Below are 22,997 nucleotides of genomic sequence, written 5' to 3'. Positions count from 1 at the left end.
TGCCGTAGGCCGCGCCGCGGTCGAAGTCCAGCCGGGGATTGGCCTCGAAGAAGTGGAAGTGCGAGGTCACGCTGATCGGCACGCTCGCGGTGTTGTGCACGCTCAGCGTCACCGCGGGTACGGGCTCGGGGTCGGCGGGGCCGGGGAGCACCGCGCCGGGTACCGCGGTCTCGTCCGCGTCGCCGGCGGGCTCACCCTCGGGGGCGCCGCCGCGGATGGGGTCGGTGACCACCGCGAGGCGGGAGCCGTCGTCGAAGACGGCCTCGACCATCACATCGCCGACCACATCGGCCACGCCCGGCAGCACATCGTCCGGGCCCAGCACGCTGCGGCCCGCCTCGATGGCCTGAGCGAGGCGGCGCCCGTCCCGCGCCGCCTCGCAGACTGTGTCCGCGATCAACGCGGTCGCCTCGGGCACGTTCAGCTTCAGTCCGCGGTCGCGGCGTGCGCGCGCCAGCTGTGCCGCATTGAAGAGCAGCAGCCGGTCGCGTTCCGTGGGGGTCAGCCGCATCCCGTCGCACCTCCAGCTCGATGACTTGATTAGAGCACCACTCTAACTCGCAGAAAGTCAAGAAGAAAGCATTGACCTGGAGCGGGTTCATGAGTCACATTGAGCGCTGCTCTAAGTCGCAGGCGTTCGGTGAGCCGCATAGAACGTCACTCAAAGATCCACAGATCGATCACCGGCCAGGGCACCACTGGGATCACCACCACAGTGATCGCGAAGACAACCATCAGATATCGCCCGTAACCCCCGGGCGTGCGCCGCTCATGGAGTACTGCACAAAGCAGCCACCGAGCACAGAAATCAGACTGTTCCGGCCTCTCAGGGGAGCCTCATGCCGATCGAACAACGCGGAGTCGACACGATCCCGGACGAGGAACGCACCAGCGGACCTCGAGACCTCATTTCCATCCTGCTCGGCTCGAACCTCGCCCTCGGCGTGGTGATCTTCGGCTGGCTCCCGGTCTCCTTCGGGCTCGACTTCTGGGGTTCGATCAGTTCCCTCGCGGCCGGCACCCTCGTCGGTGCCGTCCTGACCGCACCGCTCGCGCTCGTCTCGCTGCGCAGCGCGACGAACCTGTCCACCAGCAGCGGCGCCTTCTTCGGCGTCCGCGGCCGGCTCATCGGCTCGGTCATCGGTCTGCTGCTCTCGCTCGGCTACACCGCGCTGACCCTGTGGGTCGGCGGCGACGCGATGGTCGGCGCGCTGCACCGCCTCATCGGCCTGCCGACCGGCGGAGCCACGTACGCCATCGTCTACGCGCTGCTGGCCGGCGCCACCGCCGTGGGCGCGATCTACGGCTACAAGGTGCTGCTGCGGCTGAGCAAGGTGCTCACCATCGGTCTGACGGTCCTGCTCGCGGTCGGCGTGATCGCGTATCTGCCGCACTTCACCACCGCCGCCGTGCACGGCGTCCCGTACGCGCTCGGCGGCTACTGGCAGACCTGGCTGCTGTCCGCCGTCTCCGCCGGTCTCAGCGGCCCGATCGCCTTCATCACGCTGCTCGGCGACTACAGCCGCTACATCTCCCCGCGCCGCCACAGCTCGAAGAAGGTCTTCGGGGCCACCTACCTCGGCCTGGTGCTCGGCCTGCTGGTGCCGCAGCTCTTCGGTACGTTCAGCGCCCTCGCGGTCGGCGCGGGCGACGACTACGCGGGCCCGCTGGTGGCCGGAGCGCCGTTCTGGTACCTCGCGCTGCTGCTGGTCAACGCCTCGGCCGGGTCGGTCGGCAACTCCGGTCTGATGCTCTACAGCATGGGTCTGGACCTGGACGCCATCCTGCCGCGCGCCTCCCGCACCCAGGCCACCTCCGTCGTCGCCGCGGTCTCGACGCTGCTGGTCTTCGCCGGTCACTTCCTGTGGGAGGCGCAGGACGCGATGACGTCCTTCGTCCTCCTGATGACCGCCATCGGCACCCCGTGGGCGGTCATCACCGTGATCGGCTTCGTGCGCTGCCGCGGCACCTACGACCCGGATTCGCTCCAGGTCTACAACCGCGGCACGGTCGGCGGCGTGTACTGGTTCCGGGCGGGCTGGAACGTCCAGGCCACCATCGCCTGGGCGATCGGCTCCGCGGTCGGTCTGATGGCCGTGGACGTGCCCTTCTACAACGGCCCGATCCTGGCCTACACGGGCGGTATCGACTGCAGCTTCCTGCTCGCCGCGGCCGTGGCCGCCGTGGCCTACCTGGCTCTCGTCGCCCGGCAGCCGCGCCCGGTCCCGGCGCTCCGCCCCGCCGCCGCGGCCGCGGCGGCCGCCGCCGAGGCACCCGTGAAGGCACCCGCGGCCGGCTGAGCCGACGCCCGCACGACTGAGGCCGCCCCCGACATCGCGTCGGGGGCGGCCTCAGTCGTGCGGGCGGGCGCGGCTCAGCCGAGGGGGTGCATCCAGCCGTGCTCGTCCCCGGCGATGCCCCGCTGGATGTCCAGGAGCGTCTCGCGCAGCTTCAGGGTGACCTTGCCGGGCTCGCCGCCGGACTGGGTCCACTCGCCGCCCGCGCTCTTGACCGTGCCGACCGGGGTGATCACGGCGGCGGTGCCGCAGGCGAAGACCTCGGTGAGCGTGCCGTTCTCCGTGTCGGCCCGCCACTGGTCGATGGAGACCCGCGCCTCCTGTGACGCGTAGCCCAGGTCGCGGGCGACGGACAGCAGGGAGTCACGGGTGACTCCGGCGAGGAGGGAGCCGGTGAGCGTCGGGGTGACGATCTTGACGCCGTCGGCGGCATCTTCGTAGACGAAGTAGAGGTTCATGCCGCCGAGCTCCTCGACCCACTTGTGCTCCACGGCGTCGAGGTAGGCGACCTGGTCGCAGCCGTGCGCCGCGGCCTCGGCCTGGGCGAGCAGCGACGCGGCGTAGTTGCCGCCGGTCTTGGCGTCGCCCATGCCGCCGGGGACGGCGCGCACCCGGTCCTCGGACAGCCAGATGGAGACCGGCTTGACGCCACCGGCGAAGTACGCGCCGGCGGGCGAGGCGATGACGACGAAGAGGTACTCGTTGGCGGGCTTCACACCCAGGCCGACCTCGGTCGCGATCATGAACGGGCGGAGGTAGAGCGACTCCTCGCCGCCGTGCGCGGGCACCCAGTCCTTGTCCTGCTGGACGAGCAGGTCGCAGGCCTCGATGAAGGTCTCGACGGGCAGCTCCGGCATGGCCAGCCGACGGGCGGAGGCCTGGAAGCGCCGGGCGTTGGCGTCGGGGCGGAAGGTGGCGACGGAGCCGTCGGGCTGGCGGTAGGCCTTGAGGCCCTCGAAGATCTCCTGCGCGTAGTGCAGGACGTTGGTCGCCGGGTCGAGGGCGAGCGGGCCGTACGGCACGAGCTGGCCGTCGTGCCAGCCGCGGCCCTCGGTCCACTTGATCGTCACCATGTGGTCGGTGAAGTGGCGGCCGAAGCCGGGGGCGGCCAGGATCTTCTCCCGCTCCGCCTGGGGCAGCGGGTGCGCGGAGGGCTTGAGCTCGATCGTGGGCGTCGTCATGAATGCGTGTCCTTCACTGCGTGTTCCGCACCGGTGCGGTTGGTGGCGGCTGCGTACGGCGGTTCTCTTGACGTACCGGTCGTTACTGGGACGTCCGAGTTTCCTCGCGGACGGCGGCCCCGCGTCCGATTATCGCTCGGGGGTGTCCGCCGCCGTGCACGTGTGCGCGGTCTCCGGGTCCGATGGTCGCATCCAACCCGGCGGTAGCACAGGGCGGGACGGCGACCGGAATGCGGACAGCGCCGGAACCCCGTGGGGCCCGGCGCTGTCCGTACTGCCTGATTGCGCTGCTGAGGGCCTCAGCCCGCTACTCGCGCGGCGAGGGCGTCGCCGATCTCGTCCGTGCTGCGGGCGGTGCCGTCCCGGGCCTCCAGGTCGGCCGCGACGGTCTCCTCGATGCGGGCGGCCTCGCTCTCGTAGCCGAGGTGGCGCAGCAGCAGGGAGACGGAGAGGATCGTCGCCGTCGGGTCGGCCTTGCCCGTGCCCGCGATGTCCGGCGCGGAGCCGTGCACCGGCTCGAACATCGAGGGGAACTCGCCGGTCGGGTTGATGTTCCCGGAGGCGGCCAGGCCGATGCCGCCGGTGACGGCCGCGGCGAGGTCGGTGAGGATGTCGCCGAAGAGGTTGTCGGTGACGATCACGTCGAACCGCTCGGGCTGGGTGACGAAGAAGATCGTCGCCGCGTCGACGTGCAGATAGTCGGTGGTGACCTCGGGGTATTCCTTGCCGACGCGGTCGAAGATGTTCTTCCACATGTGGCCGGCGTAGACCAGGACGTTGTTCTTGTGAACGAGCGTCAGCTTCTTGCGGGGGCGGGCGTTGGCGCGCTCGTAGGCGTCCCGGACCACGCGCTCCACGCCGTAGGCGGTGTTGAGGCTGACCTCGGTGGCGACCTCGGCGGGGGTGCCGGTGCGCAGGGAGCCGCCGTTGCCGGTGTACGGGCCCTCGGTGCCCTCGCGGACCACGACGAAGTCGATCTCGGGGCGTCCGGCGAGCGGCGTCGCGGTGTTCGGGAACAGCTTCGAGGGACGCAGGTTGACGTAGTGGTCGAAGGCGAAGCGGAGCTTGAGCAGCAGACCGCGCTCGAGCACGCCGGAGGGCACCGACGGGTCGCCGATCGCGCCGAGCAGGATCGCGTCGTGCTGCTTGAGCGACTCCAGCTCCGCGTCCGGGAGCGTGTCGCCGGTCTCGTGCCAGCGCTTGGCCCCGAGGTCGTACTCCTTGGTTTCCAGCTTGACGTCCTGCGGGAGTACCGAGGTCAGGACCTTCAGGCCCTGGGCCACAACTTCCTGGCCGATACCGTCACCGGGGATCACTGCGAGGCGAATGCTGCGAGACATGCCTGGACCCTACTCTCCGTCCCATTGTTTGACACGTAACGTCCGTCATACGGACACATGGGAAGCCGGTCAGCTGCCGTTCATCCCCACGCCCCACTCTGGTCGACGGGCGCTGCGAAATTCAACGGCATGACTGCACCTTCCCCGGGGGCCGGCCCCCAGCCCTCGCACCTCCCCCGCGTCGGTATACCGGAGCGGCTCGCGGCCCGGATGAGCATGCCCGAGCAGCATGAATACCTCCGTACGAAGCTGACCCGGCGCGGTCTGCTGCGGACCTCGGCCGCCGGCGCGGGCGCGATCGCGGCCTCCGGTCTGCTGTCCGGTTCGGCCCAGGCCGTCTCCCCCAGCCTGCTGACATCGGGCGCCACCGCCGTCGTCGACGGTTCGCTGGTCGCCCCCTTCGGCCGCCACCTGGCTTTCGGCGCCGACCCCAAGACCCAGATGCGGGTGGCCTGGCAGGTGCCGTTCGCGGTCAAGCGGCCGTATCTGCGGGTGGGACTCAAGCCGTGGGACCTGGGGCGCAAGATCGAGGCCGAGGTGCGCGATCTGCACACCCCCTCGCTCTCCTCGAAGCTGCCGGCCGTCGACCAGTACTACCTGCACGCGGCGCTCGACGGGCTGCGGCCGGGCACGACGTACTACTACGGTGTCGGCCACGACGGCTTCGACCCGGCCGACCCGCGGCACTTCGGCACCGTCGGCACCTTCCGCACCGCTCCGGCCCGCGCCCAGAAGTTCGTCTTCACCGCCTTCGGCGACCAGGGCGTCAGCTACCACGCGCTCGCCAACGACCAGCTGATCCTGGGGCAGGACCCGTCCTTCCACCTGCACGCCGGCGACATCTGCTACGCCGACCCGGACGGCCAGGGCTCCGAGCACGACACCTATGACGCGCGCGTCTGGGACCAGTTCCTGGCCCAGACCGAGTCCGTGGCCAAGAGCGTGCCGTGGATGGTGACGACCGGCAACCACGACATGGAGGCCTGGTACTCCCCCAATGGCTACGGCGGCCAGAACGCCCGCTGGACGCTGCCCGGCACCGGCCCGGACGCCGAGAACGCGCCCGGCGTCTACTCCTTCACCTATTCCAACGTCGGCGTCGTCGCCCTCGACGCCAATGACGTCTCGTACGAGATCCCGGCCAACCAGGGCTACACCGGCGGCAAGCAGACCCGCTGGCTGGACCGTCGCCTGGGCGAGCTGCGCGCCATGGACGGGATCGACTTCATCGTCGTCTTCTTCCACCACTGCGCCTTCTCCACCACCAACTCGCACGCTTCGGACGGCGGGGTGCGCGACGCCTGGCTGCCGCTCTTCGAGAAGCACCAGGTGGATCTGGTCGTCAACGGCCACAACCACGTCTATGAGCGCACCGACGCCATCAAGGGCGGCCGGGTCAGCAAGAAGCTGCCGATCGGCGAGCGGGTGGACTCCTCGCGCGAGGGCATCGTCTACGTCACCGCGGGCGGCGCGGGCAAGGCGCTGTACGACTTCCCCGTGCCGGACAGCTACGAGGGCCACGTCAAGGACCTCGACGAGGTGAAGACGTACCACTGGACCAAGGACCGCGCCAAGGCCGTGGACACCGTGGAGTGGTCGCGGGTGCGCTACACCGGCTTCTCGTTCCTCGCGGTCGAGGTCGAGCCGGGGCACCGCCCCCGGATGAAGGTCACCGCGCTCGCCGAGTCGGGCGAGCGCGTGGACCACTTCGAGGTGACGCGCTAGGCAGCGCCGCGGGCAGCGACCGTGCCCTGGGCGCGCCGTGGGGGGCGCGCTCGGGGCATCGCTGCCCCGTGGGGCATCAGTGCCCCGTGGCGCCGCCGTTGTCGCGGCGGTCGAGCGCCCGCTGGAGGGCGGCCGCGGCGGCCCGGCGGTCGGCTTCGTTGGTCGTACGGGCGGAGTGACGGGTCCTGCGGACGGCGGTCTCGGCCATGATTCACGTCTCCAATGCCAAAGCCCCGAGAGCTTGAGGGGTGCGTCGATGCAGACACGGCCGGAAGGGGCGGGGGCCGCGGCGCGGCAGGGGTCACCTGCACCGGCGCGCCGGGCCGCATCCGCCTCGCTCGATGGAGCGATACGTTCGGCTTCTACAAAGCTAGGACAGCTCGGCCGTGATGTCTGCACAATTACTTTGGCTTCCTACTATCTGAGACGGATGCCACTGCGTGGCCTTGCGGTGAGGGGTACTCACCCGCCGTTTACGCCGTTTGAGTACCGCACATGAGTACGAACACCGTCCCGCGGCCGACGGTTGCACGGCGAGAGTGGCCCCATGAACGGCCTGTACGCACTCAAGCCCTGGTACGCGGCCCGGCTCGGCGGCATCCGCGGCGCGCTGGCCCGCCGGGAGGTCTCGCCCGACGCGCTCACCGCCGCCGGCGTCCTCGCCGCGGCGGGCGCCGGCGCGGCCCTCGCCTGGCTGCCGGCCCCGCTCGCCGCCCTCCCCGTCACGGCCCTGCTGGCCGCCCGGCTGGCCTTCGCCAACCTCGACGGCGCGCTGGCCCGCGACACCGGCCGCTGCACCCGGCGCGGCTCCGTCCTCAACGAACTCGGTGACCGCGCCGCCGACCTCCTGGTCATCGCCGGCTTCCTGGCGCTCGCCCCGCTGTGGCTGGTGGCCGTCGCCGCGCTGGCCGCGACGCTGCCCTCCTGGGTGGCGCTGGCGGGCGCCGCGGCCGGGGCGCCACGCCGTAACGGCGGCCCGGTCGGCAAAACGGAGCGCTGTCTGCTCGCGGCGGTGGCCGCCGCGACGGGCTGGGCGGTGCCGGTCCTGGTCGTCCTGGCGGCCGGCTCGGCCCTGACGGCGCTGCTCCGACTGGCGTGGCTGTGGCGGGAGTTGGACGACACCCGGGCCGAGGTGGCCCGGTGAGCGCGCTCGTGGGACCCGGCGGCGCCGGGGGCCTCCTGCTGACCGGCGGCGAGGCCGTCGGGCGGGTCGCGCCGGTGGTCGGCGGGGTCCTGGGACTGGGCGGCGTGGCCGTCGCAGCGCTGCCCGCCCGGGTACGGATGCGCCGCGAGCTGCGCCGCCGCTGGCGCACCTGGGCGCTGGCCGCCCCGGTCTTCCTGGGCTCGCTGTTCTTCGGCGAGGCGGGCGCGGCGGTCCTGGCGGCGGGCCTCGGCCTGATAGCCGCCGGCGAGTACGTACGGATGGCTCCCGGCGGCACGGCCGGCGCCGAGCGCCATGTGCTCGCCGCCGCGGCCGTCGCGCTGCCGCTGCTCGCCTGGCTGCGCCCGCAGTGGCTCGATGCCCGGCTGATGACGGTGCTGCTGCTCGCCGCCACGCTGCCCGCGCTGCTGACCGGCGATCACACTGCGGGCGCGGCCCGCGCCGCGCGCGCCCTCTTCGGTCTGCTCTGGATCCCGGTCGCCCTCACCGGCCTCGTGCTGCTCGGCGGCACCGCCGTCGCGGTGGGCGTCGCGGTCGCGCTCGGCGATGTGGGCGCCTGGTGCGGCGGTACGGCCCTGGGGCGGCGCGGCGCGCTGGCCCGCCCGCTGTCGCCGCTCTCCCCCCACAAGACCTGGGCCGGGGTGCTCGGCGCGGCGGTGGCGACGGCCGGTGCGCTGGCGGCCGTCGGGGCGTTCACGCCCTGGCTGTGGGCCGCGGTGCTGACCGGCTGCGTCCTGGGCGACCTGCTCGAATCCATGGTCAAGCGGGAGGCCGGGGTGAAGGACGCCGGGAGCTGGCTGCCGGGCTTCGGCGGGCTGCTGGACCGTATCGACTCGCTGCTGGTGGCGGTGCCGCTGGCGATGGTGGTGACGCTGTGAGAACCGACCGTGAGCCGAAGACCGGCCGCGCCTGCCGCACCGCGGCGCGGGCCGCCGCCCGTGGCGGCGCCCGGCTGCGCCCCGCGGACTCCGTTGCGGGCCGGCGGCGCCGCGTCGGCCGCCGACGCCCGTCGGCCCCGCACGCCCGCCGCCATCCGCTGCGCGCCCGCCGCATCCGGCGCCCCCTCCGCCCCCGCCGGCCGCTGCGCCGCCACCTCCTGGGAGGCGGCCGACCCGCCCCCCTCCGGCTCGCTCCCGTCCCGCAACTGCCCCGGGTGCAGCTCCCGTCCACCACGGCCGCCTGGCTGCGCCGCGCGCTCTGGTGCCTCGTCCTCACCCTCACCGGCGGCATCGCCCGCCGGGGCCAACTCCCCCGCGGCGGCTGCGTGGTCGTCGCCAACCACTCCTCCCACGCCGACACCGCGGCCCTGCTCGCCGCCCTCGACGCCCGGCACGCCCCGCTGATCGGTGCGGCCGCCGACTACTGGTTCGCCACCGCCTGGCGCCGCCGCGTCTGCCGCCGCCTCGCCGCGGGCTTCCCCGTACGGCGCACCGGAGGCGGCCTCGACGACCTGCTGGGCATGGCCGACGCGCTGCGGGCCGGCCGCGCCGTGGTCCTCTTCCCCGAGGGCACCCGCGGCCGCGACGGCGAGGTCGGTGACTTCCGCCGCGGCGCCCTGCTCCTGGCCGAGCGGGCCGGCGTCCCCGTCGTCCCGGTGGGCCTCGCGGGCACCGACCGCCTGCTCCCCAAGCACGGCAGGCTCCGCCGCACCCTCGTCCGCGTCCACATCGGCGCGCCCCTGTACGGCCCGGTCGCCCCCGCCACGGCCCGCGACGCCGTCCGTTCCCTGACGGCCGGCGCGGCGGCCTCCGCCCTCCCCGATTCCCGGATCCGCCGCCGCACCGCCTCCCTCGTCGCCTCCCGGTGGGGCCTGCCGCTCGCCTTCGCCTGGGCCTTCGCCGAGGCGCTGAGCTGGCCGCTGATGCCGGAACTCTTCCTGGCCCTCGCCTGCGTGGCCGCGCCCCGCGCCGGGCTGCGCCTGTCCCTCGCCGCCCTGGCCGGCAGCCTCGCGGGCGGCCTGCTCGCCCTCCAACTCGCCGCCTCCGGCGCCCACTTGCCCGCCCCGCTCACGACGGACCGGATGCGCGCCGAGGTCACCCGCCAGCTCGCGGACGAGGGCGCCTCGGCCGTCCGCCACCAGCCATGGGACGGCATCCCGTACAAGGTCTACGCCGCCGGAGCGGGCCGCGCCCACATCCCCGCCCCCGACTGGCTCCTGGCCTCCGCCGAGGCCCGCGGCAGCCGCACCCTGACGATCGGCCTCGCGTTCGCCGCCCTGGGCGCGGCGGCCCGTCCGTGGCGGCGCAGGTATCCGGTGTACCTCGGGCTGCTGGGGAGCGGGTTCGCGGTGGGGCTGGGGGTGATCGTCAACGGGTGGAGCTGATGGTCGTACGAACCGGTGGAGCGCCACCGCAGCGCAGGCAGGCCCGTGCGGCACGGCCCTAACGTGACGACATGACCACCATCGCCGAGGCCATGCTCGACCGTCGTCTGAACGAGGCCCTGTGGCAAGCGTGGACAGCCATGGAACTCCCCGAGGGATGCCGCGCCGAGATCATTGAGACCGGTGAGGGATCCGGCCGCATCGACGTCTGGCGTGTGGGTCACTATGTGCACGCGAAGGCCGCCAACCGTATGCGCAACGCCATGGACGCTTTCCTGGACGGCGGCGGCTATGCCGCCTACGGCTGCATGAACGTCATCCACGGCCGCAGGGTCTGGTTTCCCGATGGCGTCATCGCCCTGGAGGACGGCCCGGCGGGGGTGACCGACGACGGCCTCGGCATCAAGGCCGCCGCCGTGGAGCTGATCGCCGAGGTGGTCTCCCCCGGCCGCGAGAACATGGAACGCGACCGCGTCCGCAAGCGTCGCGCCTATGCGCGTGCCGGCATCCCTGTCTACGTGCTCATCGACGACTACGACCACCAGGGCACCGTCAGCGTGCTGACCGCCCCCTGCCCCGACGAAGCGATCTACGCCGTCGAGAACCGCGTGCGCTTCGGTAGCGATGTGACAGTTCCCGAAGGCCCCGCCAAGGGCTTCACCATCGGCGGGTCCATCACCGGCCCGCCCCGCACCGCGCGCTGACCCGGACGCCGGTGGCCCGGCACCCCCCACGGGTGCCGGGCCACCGTCACGAACGGACGGGCATCAGCCCATGTGCGGGTACCGGTAGTCCGTCGGCGGTACCAGCGTCTCCTTGATGGAGCGGGTGGACGTCCACCGCATCAGGTTCTGCTTGGCGCCCGCCTTGTCGTTGGTGCCGGAGGCGCGGCCGCCGCCGAAGGGCTGCTGGCCGACGACGGCGCCGGTGGGCTTGTCGTTGATGTAGAAGTTGCCGGCCGCGAAGCGGAGCTTTTCGCAGGTGGCGGCGGCCGCGGCGCGGTCCTGGGCGATGACGCAGCCGGTCAGGCCGTAGGCCGAGGCGGACTCCATCTGCTCGAGCATCGCGTCGTAGTCGGCGTCGTCGTAGACGTACACACCCAGGATCGGGCCGAAGTACTCGTCCTTGAAGATCTCGTTCTCCGGGTCGGTGGAGACCAGGACCGTCGGGCGGACGAAGTAGCCCTCGCTGTCGTCGTACGAACCGCCGGCCACGACCTCGATGGTCGGGTCGGCCTTGGCGCGGTCGATGGCGGCCTTGTTCTTGGCGAAGGAGCGGTCGTCGATGACGGCGCCCATGAAGTTGGCCAGGTCGCGGACGTCACCCATGGTGAGGGACTCGACCTCGGCGGCGAACTCCTCCTTGAGACCGGCGTTCCACAGGGAGGCCGGGACGTAGGCGCGGGAGGCGGCGGAACACTTCTGGCCCTGGAACTCGAAGGCGCCGCGGGTCATGGCGGTCTTGAGGACCGCGCGGTCGGCGGTCGGGTGGGCGACGATGAAGTCCTTGCCGCCGGTCTCGCCGACGAGGCGCGGGTAGGTCTTGTAGTTCTCGATGTTGGTGCCGACCGTCTTCCACAGGTACTGGAAGGTCTTGGTCGAACCGGTGAAGTGGATGCCCGCCAGGTCGGGGTGGGTCAGGGCCACCTCGGAGAGGTCCTTGCCGTCACCGGTGACGAGGTTGATGACGCCCTTGGGCAGCCCGGCCTCCTCCAGCAGCTGCATCAGCAGCACGGCGGCGTAGGTCTGGGTCGGGGACGGCTTCCAGACGACGACGTTGCCCATGAGGGCGGGGGCGGTCGGGAGGTTGCCGGCGATCGCGGTGAAGTTGAAGGGCGTGATCGCGTAGACGAAGCCCTCGAGGGGGCGGTGGTCGGAGCGGTTCCAGACGCCGGGGGAGTTCGCGGGGGGCTGCTCGGCGAGGATCTGGCGCGCGAAGTGCACGTTGAAGCGCCAGAAGTCGATCAGCTCGCAGGGGGTGTCGATCTCGGCCTGCTGGGCGGTCTTGGACTGGCCGAGCATGGTGGCGGCGGCCAGCGTCTCGCGCCAGGGGCCGGAGAGCAGCTCGGCGGCCCGGAGGATGATCGCGGCGCGGTCGTCGAAGGACATCGCGCGCCAGGCGGGGGCGGCGGCCAGCGCGGCGTCCACCGCGTCCTGGGCGTCCTGGACCGTGGCGTTGGCGTAGGTACCGAGCCGGGCGGCGTGGTTGTGGGGCTGTACGACGTCGAAGCGCTCGCCGCCACCCATCCGCCGCTCGCCGCCGATGGACATCGGCAGTTCGATCGGGTTGTCGGCCAGCTCCTTGAGCTTGGCTTCCAGGCGGCTGCGCTCCGCGCTGCCGGGGGCGTAGGTGTGAACCGGCTCGTTAACCGGCACGGGGACCTGGGTCACAGCGTCCATGGCGGCCGTGTCTCCTTCGCTGTCGTTCGCGGTAGCGATCGTCGGTATGCGTACGGTGAGTACAGGGTGTACGGGGTCCTGCGGGTGTACGGGGTCTTGCGCGACGTACGAGGTCTTGCGTGACGTCGGGGTCTTGCGTGAGGTGCGGGACCTGCGTGAGGTGCGGGCCCTGCGTGGCGTAACGGTGGGTGCGCGGGCCGGCGGTGCGGCCCGGGATTCCAGCATCCACCCGAATCCGCCGTTACGGGGCGGTCAGCCCCGCGTGGCGAGCGACCGCAGGAAGAACCCGAGGTTCGCGGGGCGCTCGGCCAGACGGCGCATGAAGTAGCCGTACCAGTCGGTGCCGTAGGGGATGTAGACCCGCATCCGGTGGCCCTCGGCGACCAGCCGCTGCTGCTCGGCCTCGCGGATGCCGTAGAGCATCTGGAATTCGAAGTCACCGGGCTTACGGCCGTTGCGGTGCGCCAGCTCCTGGCCGATGGCGACCATCCGCGGGTCGTGCGACCCGATCATGGGGTAGCCCTGCCCGGCCATCAGGATCTTCAGACAGCGGACATACGCCTTGTCGACCTCTCGTTTGTCCTGGAAGGCGACGGTCGCGGGCTCCTTGTACGCGCCCTTGACCAGCCGCACCCGGGAGCCTTCCCCGGCCAGGGCGTGGCAGTCGTCCTCGGTACGGAAGAGGTACGACTGCACCACCGCACCCGTCTGGGGGAAGCGCTCGCGCAGCTCGGCGAGGATGGCGAGGGTGGAGTCGACGGTGGTGTGGTCCTCCATGTCGAGGGTCACCGTCGTCCCGGCCTCGGCGGCGGCCTCGACCACCGGCGTGACGTTCTTCAGCGCCAGCTCGTGGCCACCGGGCAGCGCCTGGCCGAAAGCGGAGAGCTTGACGGACATCTCGGCCTTGGTGCCGAGCCCCTGCTCCTTGAGCGCCCCGGCCAGCTGGAGGTAGGCGTCGCGGGTGCGCAGCGCCTCGGCCGGATCGGTGATGTCCTCGCCCAGGAAGTCCAGGGTGACCTCCAGACCGCGCGCGGCCAGCGACCGTACGACCGTCATGGACTCGGCCAGCCGCTCGCCTGCGATGAAGCGGTCCACCACAGGGCGGGTGACCGGAGCGGCCGCGACGATGCGGCGGATGCTGTCGCTGCGCGCTGCGGCGAGAAGCACGGGACCCAGCATGGGGCACCTCCACGGTTCAGGATGACAACTGCTGCGCCGCCTCCACGCGTCCGCCGTATCGGCGGCGCAGCGGCAAGACGAGCCACCTGAAACTTAAGGATCTCGCCATCTTCCGGCCATCGACAGCTGTCACGCCTTCGTGGTCAGGATCTCAGACAGATGTATGAGAATGGTGCTGACACGGGGCGCACGAAGACGGCACGGGGCACGGACGGGAAAGGGGCCAGACGGCGGATGCGGGGCGACTACCAGCAGCTCGTGGACGAGATCTCGGCGGCGCTCGGCGCGCCGGCGACGCTGGAGGACCGGGATTTCGGGCTGATCGCGTTCGGGGCGCACGAGGGGGACGACGATGAGGTCATGGACCCGGTACGGACCCGTTCGATCCTCCAGCGCCGGTCGTCGGCGGCCGTACGGGCCTGGTTCGAGGCGTTCGGCATCGCGCGGGCGACCACCGCGCTGCGCATTCCGCCGGACCCGGCGGCCGGGGTCTTCCGCGGCCGGATCTGTCTGCCGGTACGCCATGGCGGCATCGTGCACGGCTATGTCTGGCTGCTGGACGACGGGCATCTGACCGATCTGGAGCTCGGCGGCCGCGGCGCGCCCCCGGACCCGCGGATCGCGCAGGCGATGGAGACCGCTGCCCGGATCGGCGCCCTGCTGGCGGACGAGGCCCGCGCCGGGTCCGAACTGTCCGACCTGCTGAGGGAGTTGCTGACCTCCGGGCCCGGCGCGCCAGGGGCCGCCGAGGCGGCGCTGCGCGAGGCGCTGCGGGACACCCTCCGCTTCCCGCCGGGGTCGCCGCTCACCCTGGTGGCGGTGCTGCCCTGGGACACCACGGACGCCGGCGCCGCGCCGATGCCCAGCCTGCCGGGGCTACTCGCGGCCTGCGCACTGCCCGCGGGCACCGGTCTGCCGGCCACCGCCGAGACACCGAGGACCGGCCAGGCCCCGGCCGGCCACGCCCCCGACCCCGCCGGCAAGAACGGCGGCACCGGCCGCCCTCACCACCCCCTGTCCCCCACCCGCCCGCACCCCGTATCCCCCACCCGCCCGCACCCTGTATCCCCCACCCGCCCGCACCCCGTATCCCCCGTCCCCGCACTGGCCGCCCTGGTACGCCTGCGCTCGCCCGGCTCGCTCGCCCCGGCCCATACGGTGGCCGAGCAGCTGCTGCGCTCGCCGCGCGCGGGCGCCGCACCGGCCGGCAAGGGCAGCGGGGCCGCCGGCCGCACCGCGGCGCCCCGGCCGCGGGCCGCCGGAATCGGCACCGGGACAACGGAGTTGGCCGATCTCCCGGCCGCCTGGCAGCAGGCTCTGGACGCGGCCCGCGCGGCCCGCGCCGAGCCGCGACTGGGTCCCGTCACCCAGTGGGACACGATCGGCGCGTACCGCCTGCTGACCGCGCTGCCCACCGTCGGCCCGGACCCGTCCGTCGACACGCTGCTGGCCCCCGCGCACACCGAACTCGCCCGCACCGCCGAGGCGTTCCTGGACTGCGCGGGCCAGGCCGGCCGCACCGCCCAGGTCCTGGGCATCCACCGTCAGACGCTCTACTACCGCCTGGGCCGGGTGAAGAAGCTGACCGGCCTCGACCTGGACGAGGGCCAGGACCGGCTGCTGCTGCACATGGCGCTCAAGGCGGCGCGGCTCTGAGCCCCCGACGGCCGGGTCCCCTGCGGCCCGGTCCCTGCGGGAAAAAGGGGCTGAGGAGCATGCCCCGCACGTGCTTCCATGGCTGCCATGGTGTCTGCCGACCGTTTGCTCGCCTTCGCGGCCATGTCGTTCCTGCTGATCGTCATCCCCGGGCCCAGCGTGCTCTTCGTCGTCGGCCGGGCGCTGGCGCAGGGGCGCCGCGCCGCGCTGACCACCGTCGCGGGCAACACCATGGGCGCCTATGTGCTCGTCGTCGCCGTGGCCCTGGGGGTCGGGGCCGTCGTGGAACGCTCCGTCGTCGTCTTCACGGCGCTGAAACTGGCCGGCGCCGCCTACCTCGTATACCTCGGCGTCAAGGCATGGCGGCAACGCCGCTCGTTCCAGGCGGCGTTCACCACCGGCAAGGCGGCGCAGGGCGGCCTGCGCACGCTGTGGGAGGGGTTCGCGGTCGGCGTGGCCAACCCCAAGACCATCGTGTTCTTCGCCGCCGTGCTGCCGCAGTTCGTCGACCGCGGCCAGGGCGACAGCGCGGCGCAGATGCTGGTGCTCGGGCTGGTCTTCAACGTCATCGCGGTGGTCTCCGACACCGTGTGGGGACTGGCCGCGGCCACCGCACGGAACTGGTTCGCCCGCTCGCCCCGGCGGCTGTCCCTGGTCGGTGGCGCCGGTGGGCTCGCGATGATCGGCCTCGGCGTCACCGTCGCCGCGACCGGCCGCAAGGACTGACGGCGCCGGCGCTACCCCTCGCCCCCAGGCCCCAGCACCTCGCCCGACGTCACCCTGCGCAGCGCCTCCGCCAGATCGCGGCCGGACGGCATCGCGTCCGGCCGGACCAGCGACTGCACCATGAGGCCGGTGAGCAGCGCCTGGTAGAACGAGCCGACCACCCGGGCCGACTCCGCGTCGACCTCGGTGTCCGGCACCCCTTCGAAGATCGCGACGAGCCCCTCGCCGCCCTCCGGAAGCACCTGGCCGATCGCCTCGCGCAGCCCCTCGTCCCGCGGCAGCAGCCCCAGCACCTCGACCTGCGAGGCGATGAACTCCGGCTCCGTACCGATGCGTTGCAGGACCTTCTCCCAGACGGCGGCGAACCGTTCCAGCGGCTCCGCCGTCCTGTCGACGTCGCCGGGCACCTCCCCCACCCCCGCGCCCCACTCCTCGCTGGAGGCGATGACGGCCTGGCGCATCAGCGCGTCCTTGGAGCCGTAGTGGTATCCGATGGAGGCGAGGTTGGCGCCGGATGCGGCCACGATGTCGCGTGCCGTGGTGCGCGCGTACCCCTTCTCCAGCAGGCACCGTTTGGCGCCTTCCAGAAGATCTTCGCGGTGTCCCATGCGGGCAGCCTACCGCCGCGCCATACGCCCGTACCAGACGAGCGTCTTATACGGACGTATGCCGCCGGTCGGGCGGGCGTGCCGTGCGGCTCAGGGCCGGTCGGTGGGCTCCGTCCGGGACGGGTCCGGGCCGGGTGCGGGAGCGGGGTCGCCCGGCCGGCCGGTCCCGTAGTGGCGGTAGAGCTCCGCCTCCTCGGAGGGGTCGAGATGGCCGTCGGTGTCGATCCGCGGCGCCTTCTTGATCGCCTCCTTGGCGTACGGAACATGCAGCTCGCCGCCCGCCCGCCGCGCCCCGGCAAGCGGCACGAAGGTCTCCCGCATCCCGAACAGCCCGGTGCGCACGGTGATCCACTCGGGGGCATTGGTGGCGTCGTCCCGGTAGACCTGCTGGACGGTGCCCACCTTGGAGCCCTCCGTATCGACCACGGTCAGGCCGGTCAGATCCTGAGGGGTGTCGCCCTGCGGTGCGTTCATGGCGTCTCCTCTCCTTCCCAGCACGCGCCGCCATGGGCCCGCGCACTTCCCATTGCGCGCCGCGAGGACCCGCGCAGCGACTCGGGAGGAGCGGCAATCACCGGGCCCGGAGCCGCCGGGACGCCGCTGACGCCCCGCCCGCGCGCAGGGCCGGGCACGCCCTGGCTACGCCGTTCGAGTGAAGGGCGTAAGCATCCGGACAGCGCGGACGGCGCGCCCCGGCCCCGGCGCCGCCCTTTCACGCAACCGGGCCCGGCCCCCGCCGAAGCGAGGGCCGGGCCCGGTGAGCTGCGAAGACCGAGGAATCAGCCGAGGTTGACCGCGCGCACGGAGGTGGCGCCGATCTCCTGCTCGATCTCGGCGAGCACGGTGGCCGGAATCGTGTCGTCGACGGTCAGCGCGACCAGCGCCTCGCCGCCGACGGTCTCCCGCGCAACCTGCATGTTGCCGATGTTGATGCCCGCCTCGCCGAGGATCTTGCCGACGGTGCCGACGACGCCGGGGCGGTCGCTGTAGCGCAGGAACGCCATGTGGTCGGCGAGCGCCAGGTCGACGGAGTGCTCCCCGACCGCGACGATCTTCTGGATGTTCTTGTTGCCGGCGAGCGTGCCGGAGATCGACACCTCGTCGCCGCCCGCGAGCGTGCCGCGCACCGTCACCACATTGCGGTGCTCGGGCGACTCGCTGCTGGTCGTCAGCCGCACCTCGACGCCGCGCTCCTGCGCGAACAGCGGGGCGTTGACGTACGACACCGTCTCATCCACGACGTCCTCGAACACGCCCTTGAGCGCGGAGAGTTCGAGCACCTTGACATCGTGCTGGGTGATCTCGCCGTAGACCTCGACGTCGAGGCGGAGGGCGACCTCGCCGGCCAGCGCGGTGAAGATCCGGCCCAGGCGCTCGGCCAGCGGCAGCCCCGGCTTGACGTCCTCGGCGATCACGCCGCCCTGGACGTTGACCGCGTCCGGCACCAGCTCACCGGCGAGCGCCAGGCGCACCGACTTGGCGACCGAGATACCGGCCTTCTCCTGCGCCTCGCCCGTCGACGCACCGAGGTGCGGAGTGGCGACGACCTGGTCGAACTCGAAGAGCGGCGAGTCGGTGCAGGGCTCCGTCGCGTACACGTCCAGGCCCGCGCCGGCGACCCGGCCCTCCTTGAGCGCGGTGGCCAGCGCGGCCTCGTCCACGATCCCGCCGCGCGCGGCGTTGACGATCCGGACCGACGGCTTGACCTTGTGCAGCGCGTCGTCGCCGATCAGACCGACCGTCTCGGGCGTCTTGGGGAGGTGGACGGTGATGAAGTCCGCGACCTCCAGCAGCTCGTCGAGGGTGAGGAGCTTGACGCCCATCTGCGCGGCGCGGGCCGGCTGGACGTAGGGGTCGTAGGCGACGACCTTCATGCCGAAGGCCGACATCCGCTGGGCGACCAGGACGCCGATCCGGCCGAGGCCGACCACGCCGAGGGTCTTCTCGCTGAGCTCGACGCCGGTGTACTTGCTGCGCTTCCACTCGCCGTTCTTCAGGGCGGTGTTGGCCTGCGGGATGTTGCGCGCGGTGGCGACCAGCAGACCGCAGGCCAGCTCGGCGGCGGTGACGATGTTGGAGGTCGGGGCGTTGACGACCATCACGCCGGCCTTGGTGGCGGCGGAGACATCGACGTTGTCCAGGCCCACGCCCGCGCGGGCGACGACCTTCAGCTTCCTGGCGGCGGCGATGGCCTCGGCGTCAACCTTCGTCGCGCTGCGCACGAGGATGGCGTCGACATCGGCGATGGCGGGCAGCAGCTCGGCGCGGTCCGCGCCGTTGCAGTGCCGGATCTCGAAGTCGGGCCCGAGGGCGTCGACGGTGGCGGGCGACAGCTCTTCGGCGATGAGTACGACGGGTTTCGAGCTCACGTGGTCTTCAGTCCTCACTAGTCCTTCGCGGACGGCCGTCCCGACGGCCGAAGGCGGTGAAGGGGGAAAGCCGCGTGGAAGACGCACGACGTTGTGAGCCTGACGCGCTTGTTGGGTTTGAGTGTAGTGGCGCGGGGGCACGCGGCCTGCGCCACTACGGAAGGATCACCCGTGCGGGGTTCTACGCGGTGGACAATGCGGCGCCGCCGCCTGGACGCACGGGCCGCACCGGTATGGACGAGGGGGCCGCGGCCTGCGCCGCGACCCCCTGTCCCATGGGCTTACGCCTCGTTGTCGTCGACCCAGCTCATCAGCTTGCGCAGCTTCTTGCCGGTGGTCTCCAGGAGGTGGTCCTCGTCGGCCTTCTTGTACTCGTTGTACTTCGGCAGACCGGCGTTGTACTCCGCGATCCAGGTGTTGGCGAAGGTGCCGTCCTGGATCTCGGCGAGGACCTTCTTCATCTCGGCCTTGGTGGCGTCGGTGATGATGCGGGGACCGGTGACGTAGTCGCCCCACTCGGCGGTCTCGGAGACCGACCAGCGCATCTTCTCCAGGCCGCCCTCGTACATCAGGTCCACGATCAGCTTGAGCTCGTGGAGGCACTCGAAGTACGCGATCTCGGGCTGGTAGCCCGCCTCGACCAGGGTCTCGAAGCCGGCCTTGACCAGCGCGGAGGCGCCACCGCACAGCACGGCCTGCTCGCCGAACAGGTCGGTCTCGGTCTCCTCGGTGAAGGTGGTCTTGATGACGCCGGCGCGGGTGCCGCCGATGCCCTTGGCGTAGGAGAGGGCCAGCGCGAAGGCGTTGCCGGACGCGTCCTGCTCGACGCCGGCGATGCACGGCACGCCGCGGCCTTCCTCGTACTGGCGGCGCACGAGGTGGCCGGGGCCCTTGGGGGCCACCAGGGCGACGTCGACGCCGGCCGGGGGCTTGATGAAGCCGTAGCGGATGTTCAGGCCGTGACCGAAGAACAGCGCGTCGCCGTCGTTGAGGTTGTCCTTGATGGACTCCTCGTAGACCTTGGCCTGGATCGGGTCCGGCACCAGGATCATGATGACGTCGGCCTCGGTGGCCGCCTCGGCGGGCGTCACCACGCGCAGGCCCTGCTCCTCGGCCTTGGCCTTGGACTTGGAGCCCTCGTGCAGACCGACCCGCACGTCGACGCCGGAGTCACGCAGGGACAGCGCGTGGGCGTGGCCCTGGCTTCCGTAGCCGATGACCGCGACCTTGCGGTTCTGGATGATGGACAGGTCGGCATCGTCGTCGTAGAACAGCTCGGCCACTTGGGGTATCTCCTTGGATGTAGCTGGTTGCCCACACAGTATGTCGGGCGGGGTGGGGAAGGTTGGGGGGTCTCGCCATGCGGTCCGGGTGAACCGCAGCGAGGTCAGGCCGTACGGTCCAGGGCGCGCAGCGAGCGGTCCGTGATGGAGCGGGCGCCACGGCCTATGGCGATCGTGCCGGACTGCACCAGCTCCTTGATGCCGAACGGCTCCAGCATCTTGAGCATCGCCTCCAGCTTGTCACTGGACCCGGTGGCCTCGATCGTGACGGCCTCCGGGGAGACGTCCACGGTCTTGGCGCGGAAGAGCTGGACGATCTCGGTGATCTGCGAGCGGGTCTCGTTGTCCGCGCGGACCTTGACCAGGACCAGCTCGCGCTGGACCGCGGTGCCCGGCTCCAGCTCGACGATCTTCAGGACGTTGACGAGCTTGTTGAGCTGCTTGGTGACCTGCTCCAGCGGCAGCGACTCGACGCTGACCACGATGGTGATGCGGGAGATGTCGGGGTGCTCGGTGACACCGACCGCGAGGGAGTCGATGTTGAAGCCGCGGCGGGAGAACAGCGCGGCGATCCGGGCCAGGATGCCGGGGGTGTTCTCCACCAGGACGGAGAGCGTGTGCTTGGACATTCGTCTTCTCTCTTCTTCCGTGCGTCCGTGACGTCCTGGGCTCAGTCGTCTTCGTTGTCGCCGAAGTCGGGACGCACGCCCCGGGCGGCCATGACCTCGTCGTTGGAGGTGCCGGCGGCGACCATCGGCCACACCTGGGCATCCTCGTGGACGATGAAGTCCACGACGACCGGGCGGTCGTTGATCGCGTTGGCCTTGGCGATGACCGCGTCCAGCTCGGCCGGGTCCTCGCAGCGCATCGCGACACAGCCCATCGCCTCGGACAGCTTCACGAAGTCCGGGACGCGGGTGCCGCCGCTGGCCTTGCCCTCGGCCGCGACGCCGTCGGACTCGGGGCCGCTGTGCAGCACGGTGTTGGAGTAGCGCTGGTTGTAGAACAGGGTCTGCCACTGGCGGACCATGCCCAGCGCGCCGTTGTTGATGATCGCGACCTTGATCGGGATGTTGTTCAGCGCGCAGGTGACCAGTTCCTGATTGGTCATCTGGAAGCAGCCGTCGCCGTCGATCGCCCAGACCGTACGGCCCGGCTCGCCGGCCTTGGCGCCCATCGCGGCGGGCACGGCGTAGCCCATGGTCCCGGCGCCGCCGGAGTTCAGCCAGGTGGCGGGCTGCTCGTAGTTGATGAAGTGGGCGGCCCACATCTGGTGCTGGCCGACGCCCGCGGCGTAGATGGTGTCGGCCGGGGCGAGCTGCCCGATCCGCTCGATGACCTGCTGCGGGGAGAGGCTGCCGTCCTCCGGCTGGTCGTAGCCCAGCGGGTAGGTGTCGCGCCAGCGGTTGAGGTCCTTCCACCAGGCGGTGTAGTCGCCCTTGTGGCCGGCCTCGTACTCGGCCTGGACGGCGACGATCAGATCGGCGATGACCTCGCGGGCGTCGCCGACGATCGGCACGTCCGCGGCGCGGTTCTTGCCGATCTCGGCCGGGTCGATGTCCGCGTGCACGACCTTGGCGTACGGCGCGAAGGAGTCGAGCTTGCCGGTGACGCGGTCGTCGAAGCGGGCGCCGAGGGTGATCAGCAGGTCCGACTTCTGCAGCGCGGTGACGGCGGTGACCGCGCCGTGCATGCCGGGCATGCCGACGTGCTGGGGGTGGCTGTCGGGGAAGGCGCCCAGCGCCATCAGGGTGGTGGTGACGGGCGCGCCGGTCAGCTCGGCGAGGACCTTCAGCTCGGCGGTGGCGCCGGCCTTGAGCACGCCGCCGCCGACGTAGAGCACCGGGCGCTTGGACTCGGCGATCAGCCGGGCGGCCTCGCGGATCTGCTTGGCGTGCGGCTTGGTCACCGGGCGGTAGCCGGGCAGCTCGGTGTGCGGCGGCCAGACGAAGGTGGTCCGCGCCTGGAGGGCGTCCTTGGCGATGTCGACGAGGACCGGGCCGGGGCGGCCGGTGGAGGCGATGTGGAACGCCTCGGCGATCGTCCGGGGGATCTCGGCCGGGTCGGTGACCAGGAAGTTGTGCTTGGTGATCGGCATCGTGATGCCGCAGATGTCCGCTTCCTGGAAGGCGTCCGTACCGATCGCCTTGGACGCGACCTGACCGGTGATCGCGACCAGCGGGACGGAGTCCATGTGGGCGTCGGCGATCGGGGTGACGAGGTTGGTGGCACCCGGCCCCGAGGTCGCCATGCACACGCCGACCTTGCCGGTGGCCTGGGCGTATCCCGTGGCAGCGTGTCCGGCGCCCTGCTCGTGGCGCACCAGGATGTGCCGGACCTTCGAGGAGTCCATCATCGGGTCGTACGCAGGCAGGATCGCACCGCCGGGAATGCCGAACACGGTGTCGGCCCCGACCTCCTCGAGCGAACGGATGAGGGACTGCGCGCCCGTGACGTGCTCGACGGTGGCGGGCTTCTGCGGTCCGCCGGCGTTACGGGCCCGCGGCTGCGGATGGTGGGCCCCGGAGGCCTGCTCGGTCATCTGCGTCTCTTCTCGAAGCTGAGGGTTTTGACGGGATTTGTGAGGTAGCTGTGCAACAAAAAACCCCCCGTGCCTAGTGGCAAGCGAGGGGAGCGCGTCGGAGCGGTTCGCTGGGCATCATCGGGCCCTGGCTTCAGCCGACGCGCTTTCCAAGTACGAGAATTCGGGTGCGCATGACACTGACCCTCCCCCCGCCGTGCACCGAGT

At 71.7% G+C, this 22,997-nt stretch carries 20 protein-coding genes; 8 read left to right on the top strand and 12 right to left on the bottom strand.

The genetic code is table 11. The features are described 5' to 3' along the window. A partial coding sequence (gene ureA, locus ACIRPT_RS19930) for an urease subunit gamma (protein WP_403828619.1) occupies positions 1–511 on the bottom strand: 511 nt, incomplete at its 3' end. 328 nt (positions 512–839) lie between these two features. Between ureA and ACIRPT_RS19925 the strand changes: the two genes are divergently transcribed. Next, positions 840–2,300 (top strand): cytosine permease, encoded by a 1,461-nt coding sequence (locus ACIRPT_RS19925; RefSeq protein WP_403828617.1) that lies wholly within the window; start codon positions 840–842, stop codon positions 2,298–2,300. Between the two features lie 74 nt (positions 2,301–2,374). Here ACIRPT_RS19925 and ACIRPT_RS19920 read toward each other — a convergent pair whose 3' ends face one another. Together ACIRPT_RS19920 and ACIRPT_RS19915 are read right to left on the bottom strand one after the other, a co-directional pair. Next, positions 2,375–3,478: a branched-chain amino acid aminotransferase gene (locus ACIRPT_RS19920; RefSeq protein WP_403828615.1), complete on the bottom strand. Its 1,104-nt coding sequence runs from the start codon at positions 3,476–3,478 to the stop codon at positions 2,375–2,377. Between the two features lie 299 nt (positions 3,479–3,777). Then, positions 3,778–4,818: a 3-isopropylmalate dehydrogenase gene (locus ACIRPT_RS19915; protein WP_403502031.1), complete on the bottom strand. Its 1,041-nt coding sequence runs from the start codon at positions 4,816–4,818 to the stop codon at positions 3,778–3,780. Between the two features lie 129 nt (positions 4,819–4,947). On the opposite strand from ACIRPT_RS19915, the gene ACIRPT_RS19910 reads away from it, so the two are divergent. Further along, complete coding sequence (locus ACIRPT_RS19910; protein ID WP_403828613.1) at positions 4,948–6,543, top strand: purple acid phosphatase family protein; 1,596 nt, start codon at positions 4,948–4,950, stop codon at positions 6,541–6,543. Positions 6,544–6,619: 76 nt separating this feature from the next. On the opposite strand, the gene ACIRPT_RS19905 is transcribed toward ACIRPT_RS19910, so the two are convergent. Then, a complete protein-coding gene (locus ACIRPT_RS19905; RefSeq protein ID WP_403502025.1) occupies positions 6,620–6,751 on the bottom strand; it encodes a hypothetical protein in 132 nt (43 codons plus the stop codon). A gap of 339 nt (positions 6,752–7,090) precedes the next feature. Here ACIRPT_RS19905 and ACIRPT_RS19900 point away from each other — a divergent pair, with 339 nt between their 5' ends. The 4 genes from ACIRPT_RS19900 (at position 7,091) to ACIRPT_RS19885 (ending at position 10,732) form a co-directional block, all read left to right on the top strand. Beyond that, entirely contained in the window at positions 7,091–7,687 is a 597-nt protein-coding gene (locus ACIRPT_RS19900; RefSeq protein ID WP_403502023.1) for a phosphatidate cytidylyltransferase, read from the top strand. 35 nt (positions 7,688–7,722) lie between these two features. Then, positions 7,723–8,583 carry a phosphatidate cytidylyltransferase gene (locus ACIRPT_RS19895; protein ID WP_403828659.1) on the top strand — a complete coding sequence of 287 codons (861 nt, stop codon included), beginning with the start codon at positions 7,723–7,725 and terminating at the stop codon, positions 8,581–8,583. A 266-nt stretch (positions 8,584–8,849) separates the two neighbouring features. Further along, entirely contained in the window at positions 8,850–10,028 is a 1,179-nt protein-coding gene (locus ACIRPT_RS19890; RefSeq protein WP_403828657.1) for a lysophospholipid acyltransferase family protein, read from the top strand. A gap of 71 nt (positions 10,029–10,099) precedes the next feature. Continuing rightward, positions 10,100–10,732: a Uma2 family endonuclease gene (locus ACIRPT_RS19885; protein ID WP_403828611.1), complete on the top strand. Its 633-nt coding sequence runs from the start codon at positions 10,100–10,102 to the stop codon at positions 10,730–10,732. A 63-nt stretch (positions 10,733–10,795) separates the two neighbouring features. Here ACIRPT_RS19885 and pruA read toward each other — a convergent pair whose 3' ends face one another. Both pruA and ACIRPT_RS19875 read right to left on the bottom strand, forming a co-directional pair. After that, positions 10,796–12,427 (bottom strand): L-glutamate gamma-semialdehyde dehydrogenase, encoded by a 1,632-nt coding sequence (pruA, locus tag ACIRPT_RS19880; RefSeq protein ID WP_403828609.1) that lies wholly within the window; start codon positions 12,425–12,427, stop codon positions 10,796–10,798. Positions 12,428–12,679: 252 nt separating this feature from the next. Further along, positions 12,680–13,606, bottom strand: a complete 927-nt coding sequence (locus tag ACIRPT_RS19875) for a proline dehydrogenase family protein (protein WP_403828607.1) — start codon at positions 13,604–13,606, stop codon at positions 12,680–12,682. A gap of 234 nt (positions 13,607–13,840) precedes the next feature. Between ACIRPT_RS19875 and ACIRPT_RS19870 the strand changes: the two genes are divergently transcribed. After that, positions 13,841–15,262 (top strand): helix-turn-helix domain-containing protein, encoded by a 1,422-nt coding sequence (locus ACIRPT_RS19870; protein WP_403828605.1) that lies wholly within the window; start codon positions 13,841–13,843, stop codon positions 15,260–15,262. Positions 15,263–15,349: 87 nt separating this feature from the next. Next, positions 15,350–15,988, top strand: coding sequence for a LysE family translocator (locus tag ACIRPT_RS19865; RefSeq protein WP_403828603.1), 639 nt, complete (start codon positions 15,350–15,352; stop codon positions 15,986–15,988). A gap of 11 nt (positions 15,989–15,999) precedes the next feature. Here ACIRPT_RS19865 and ACIRPT_RS19860 read toward each other — a convergent pair whose 3' ends face one another. From ACIRPT_RS19860 to ACIRPT_RS19835, 6 genes are all read right to left on the bottom strand, one after another. Further along, positions 16,000–16,596, bottom strand: a complete 597-nt coding sequence (locus tag ACIRPT_RS19860; RefSeq protein ID WP_403828601.1) for a TetR/AcrR family transcriptional regulator — start codon at positions 16,594–16,596, stop codon at positions 16,000–16,002. 90 nt (positions 16,597–16,686) lie between these two features. Continuing rightward, a complete protein-coding gene (locus ACIRPT_RS19855) occupies positions 16,687–17,070 on the bottom strand; it encodes a PRC-barrel domain-containing protein (RefSeq protein ID WP_403828599.1) in 384 nt (127 codons plus the stop codon). Positions 17,071–17,375: 305 nt separating this feature from the next. Continuing rightward, positions 17,376–18,965, bottom strand: coding sequence for a phosphoglycerate dehydrogenase (gene serA, locus ACIRPT_RS19850; protein ID WP_403502000.1), 1,590 nt, complete (start codon positions 18,963–18,965; stop codon positions 17,376–17,378). Between the two features lie 281 nt (positions 18,966–19,246). Next, a complete protein-coding gene (ilvC, locus tag ACIRPT_RS19845) occupies positions 19,247–20,248 on the bottom strand; it encodes a ketol-acid reductoisomerase (RefSeq protein ID WP_403828597.1) in 1,002 nt (333 codons plus the stop codon). A 104-nt stretch (positions 20,249–20,352) separates the two neighbouring features. Then, a complete protein-coding gene (gene ilvN / locus ACIRPT_RS19840) occupies positions 20,353–20,877 on the bottom strand; it encodes an acetolactate synthase small subunit (RefSeq protein WP_400069946.1) in 525 nt (174 codons plus the stop codon). 41 nt (positions 20,878–20,918) lie between these two features. Further along, positions 20,919–22,790: an acetolactate synthase large subunit gene (locus ACIRPT_RS19835; protein WP_403828594.1), complete on the bottom strand. Its 1,872-nt coding sequence runs from the start codon at positions 22,788–22,790 to the stop codon at positions 20,919–20,921. Positions 22,791–22,997 lie beyond the last annotated feature (207 nt).

The sequence above is a fragment of the Streptomyces sp. NPDC101227 genome (assembly GCF_044767545.1).
Lineage (GTDB): Bacteria > Actinomycetota > Actinomycetes > Streptomycetales > Streptomycetaceae > Streptomyces.
The sequence above is the reverse complement of the archived record's forward strand: the minus strand, read 5'-3'. Positions and strand labels throughout refer to the sequence as shown.

Excerpts from the sequence above, each read along its gene's own strand:
- ACIRPT_RS19925 (WP_403828617.1), top strand. The coding sequence starts at position 840 with ATGCCGATCGAACAACGCGGAGTCGACACGATCCCGGACGAGGAACGC.
- ACIRPT_RS19920 (WP_403828615.1), bottom strand. The coding sequence starts at position 3,478 with ATGACGACGCCCACGATCGAGCTCAAGCCCTCCGCGCACCCGCTGCCC.
- ACIRPT_RS19915 (WP_403502031.1), bottom strand. The coding sequence starts at position 4,818 with ATGTCTCGCAGCATTCGCCTCGCAGTGATCCCCGGTGACGGTATCGGC.
- ACIRPT_RS19910 (WP_403828613.1), top strand. The coding sequence starts at position 4,948 with ATGACTGCACCTTCCCCGGGGGCCGGCCCCCAGCCCTCGCACCTCCCC.
- ACIRPT_RS19905 (WP_403502025.1), bottom strand. The coding sequence starts at position 6,751 with ATGGCCGAGACCGCCGTCCGCAGGACCCGTCACTCCGCCCGTACGACC.
- ACIRPT_RS19900 (WP_403502023.1), top strand. The coding sequence starts at position 7,091 with ATGAACGGCCTGTACGCACTCAAGCCCTGGTACGCGGCCCGGCTCGGC.
- ACIRPT_RS19885 (WP_403828611.1), top strand. The coding sequence starts at position 10,100 with ATGACCACCATCGCCGAGGCCATGCTCGACCGTCGTCTGAACGAGGCC.
- pruA (WP_403828609.1), bottom strand. The coding sequence starts at position 12,427 with ATGGACGCTGTGACCCAGGTCCCCGTGCCGGTTAACGAGCCGGTTCAC.
- ACIRPT_RS19875 (WP_403828607.1), bottom strand. The coding sequence starts at position 13,606 with ATGCTGGGTCCCGTGCTTCTCGCCGCAGCGCGCAGCGACAGCATCCGC.
- ACIRPT_RS19870 (WP_403828605.1), top strand. The coding sequence starts at position 13,841 with ATGCGGGGCGACTACCAGCAGCTCGTGGACGAGATCTCGGCGGCGCTC.
- ACIRPT_RS19865 (WP_403828603.1), top strand. The coding sequence starts at position 15,350 with ATGGTGTCTGCCGACCGTTTGCTCGCCTTCGCGGCCATGTCGTTCCTG.
- ACIRPT_RS19860 (WP_403828601.1), bottom strand. The coding sequence starts at position 16,596 with ATGGGACACCGCGAAGATCTTCTGGAAGGCGCCAAACGGTGCCTGCTG.
- ACIRPT_RS19855 (WP_403828599.1), bottom strand. The coding sequence starts at position 17,070 with ATGAACGCACCGCAGGGCGACACCCCTCAGGATCTGACCGGCCTGACC.
- ilvN (WP_400069946.1), bottom strand. The coding sequence starts at position 20,877 with ATGTCCAAGCACACGCTCTCCGTCCTGGTGGAGAACACCCCCGGCATC.
- ACIRPT_RS19835 (WP_403828594.1), bottom strand. The coding sequence starts at position 22,790 with ATGACCGAGCAGGCCTCCGGGGCCCACCATCCGCAGCCGCGGGCCCGT.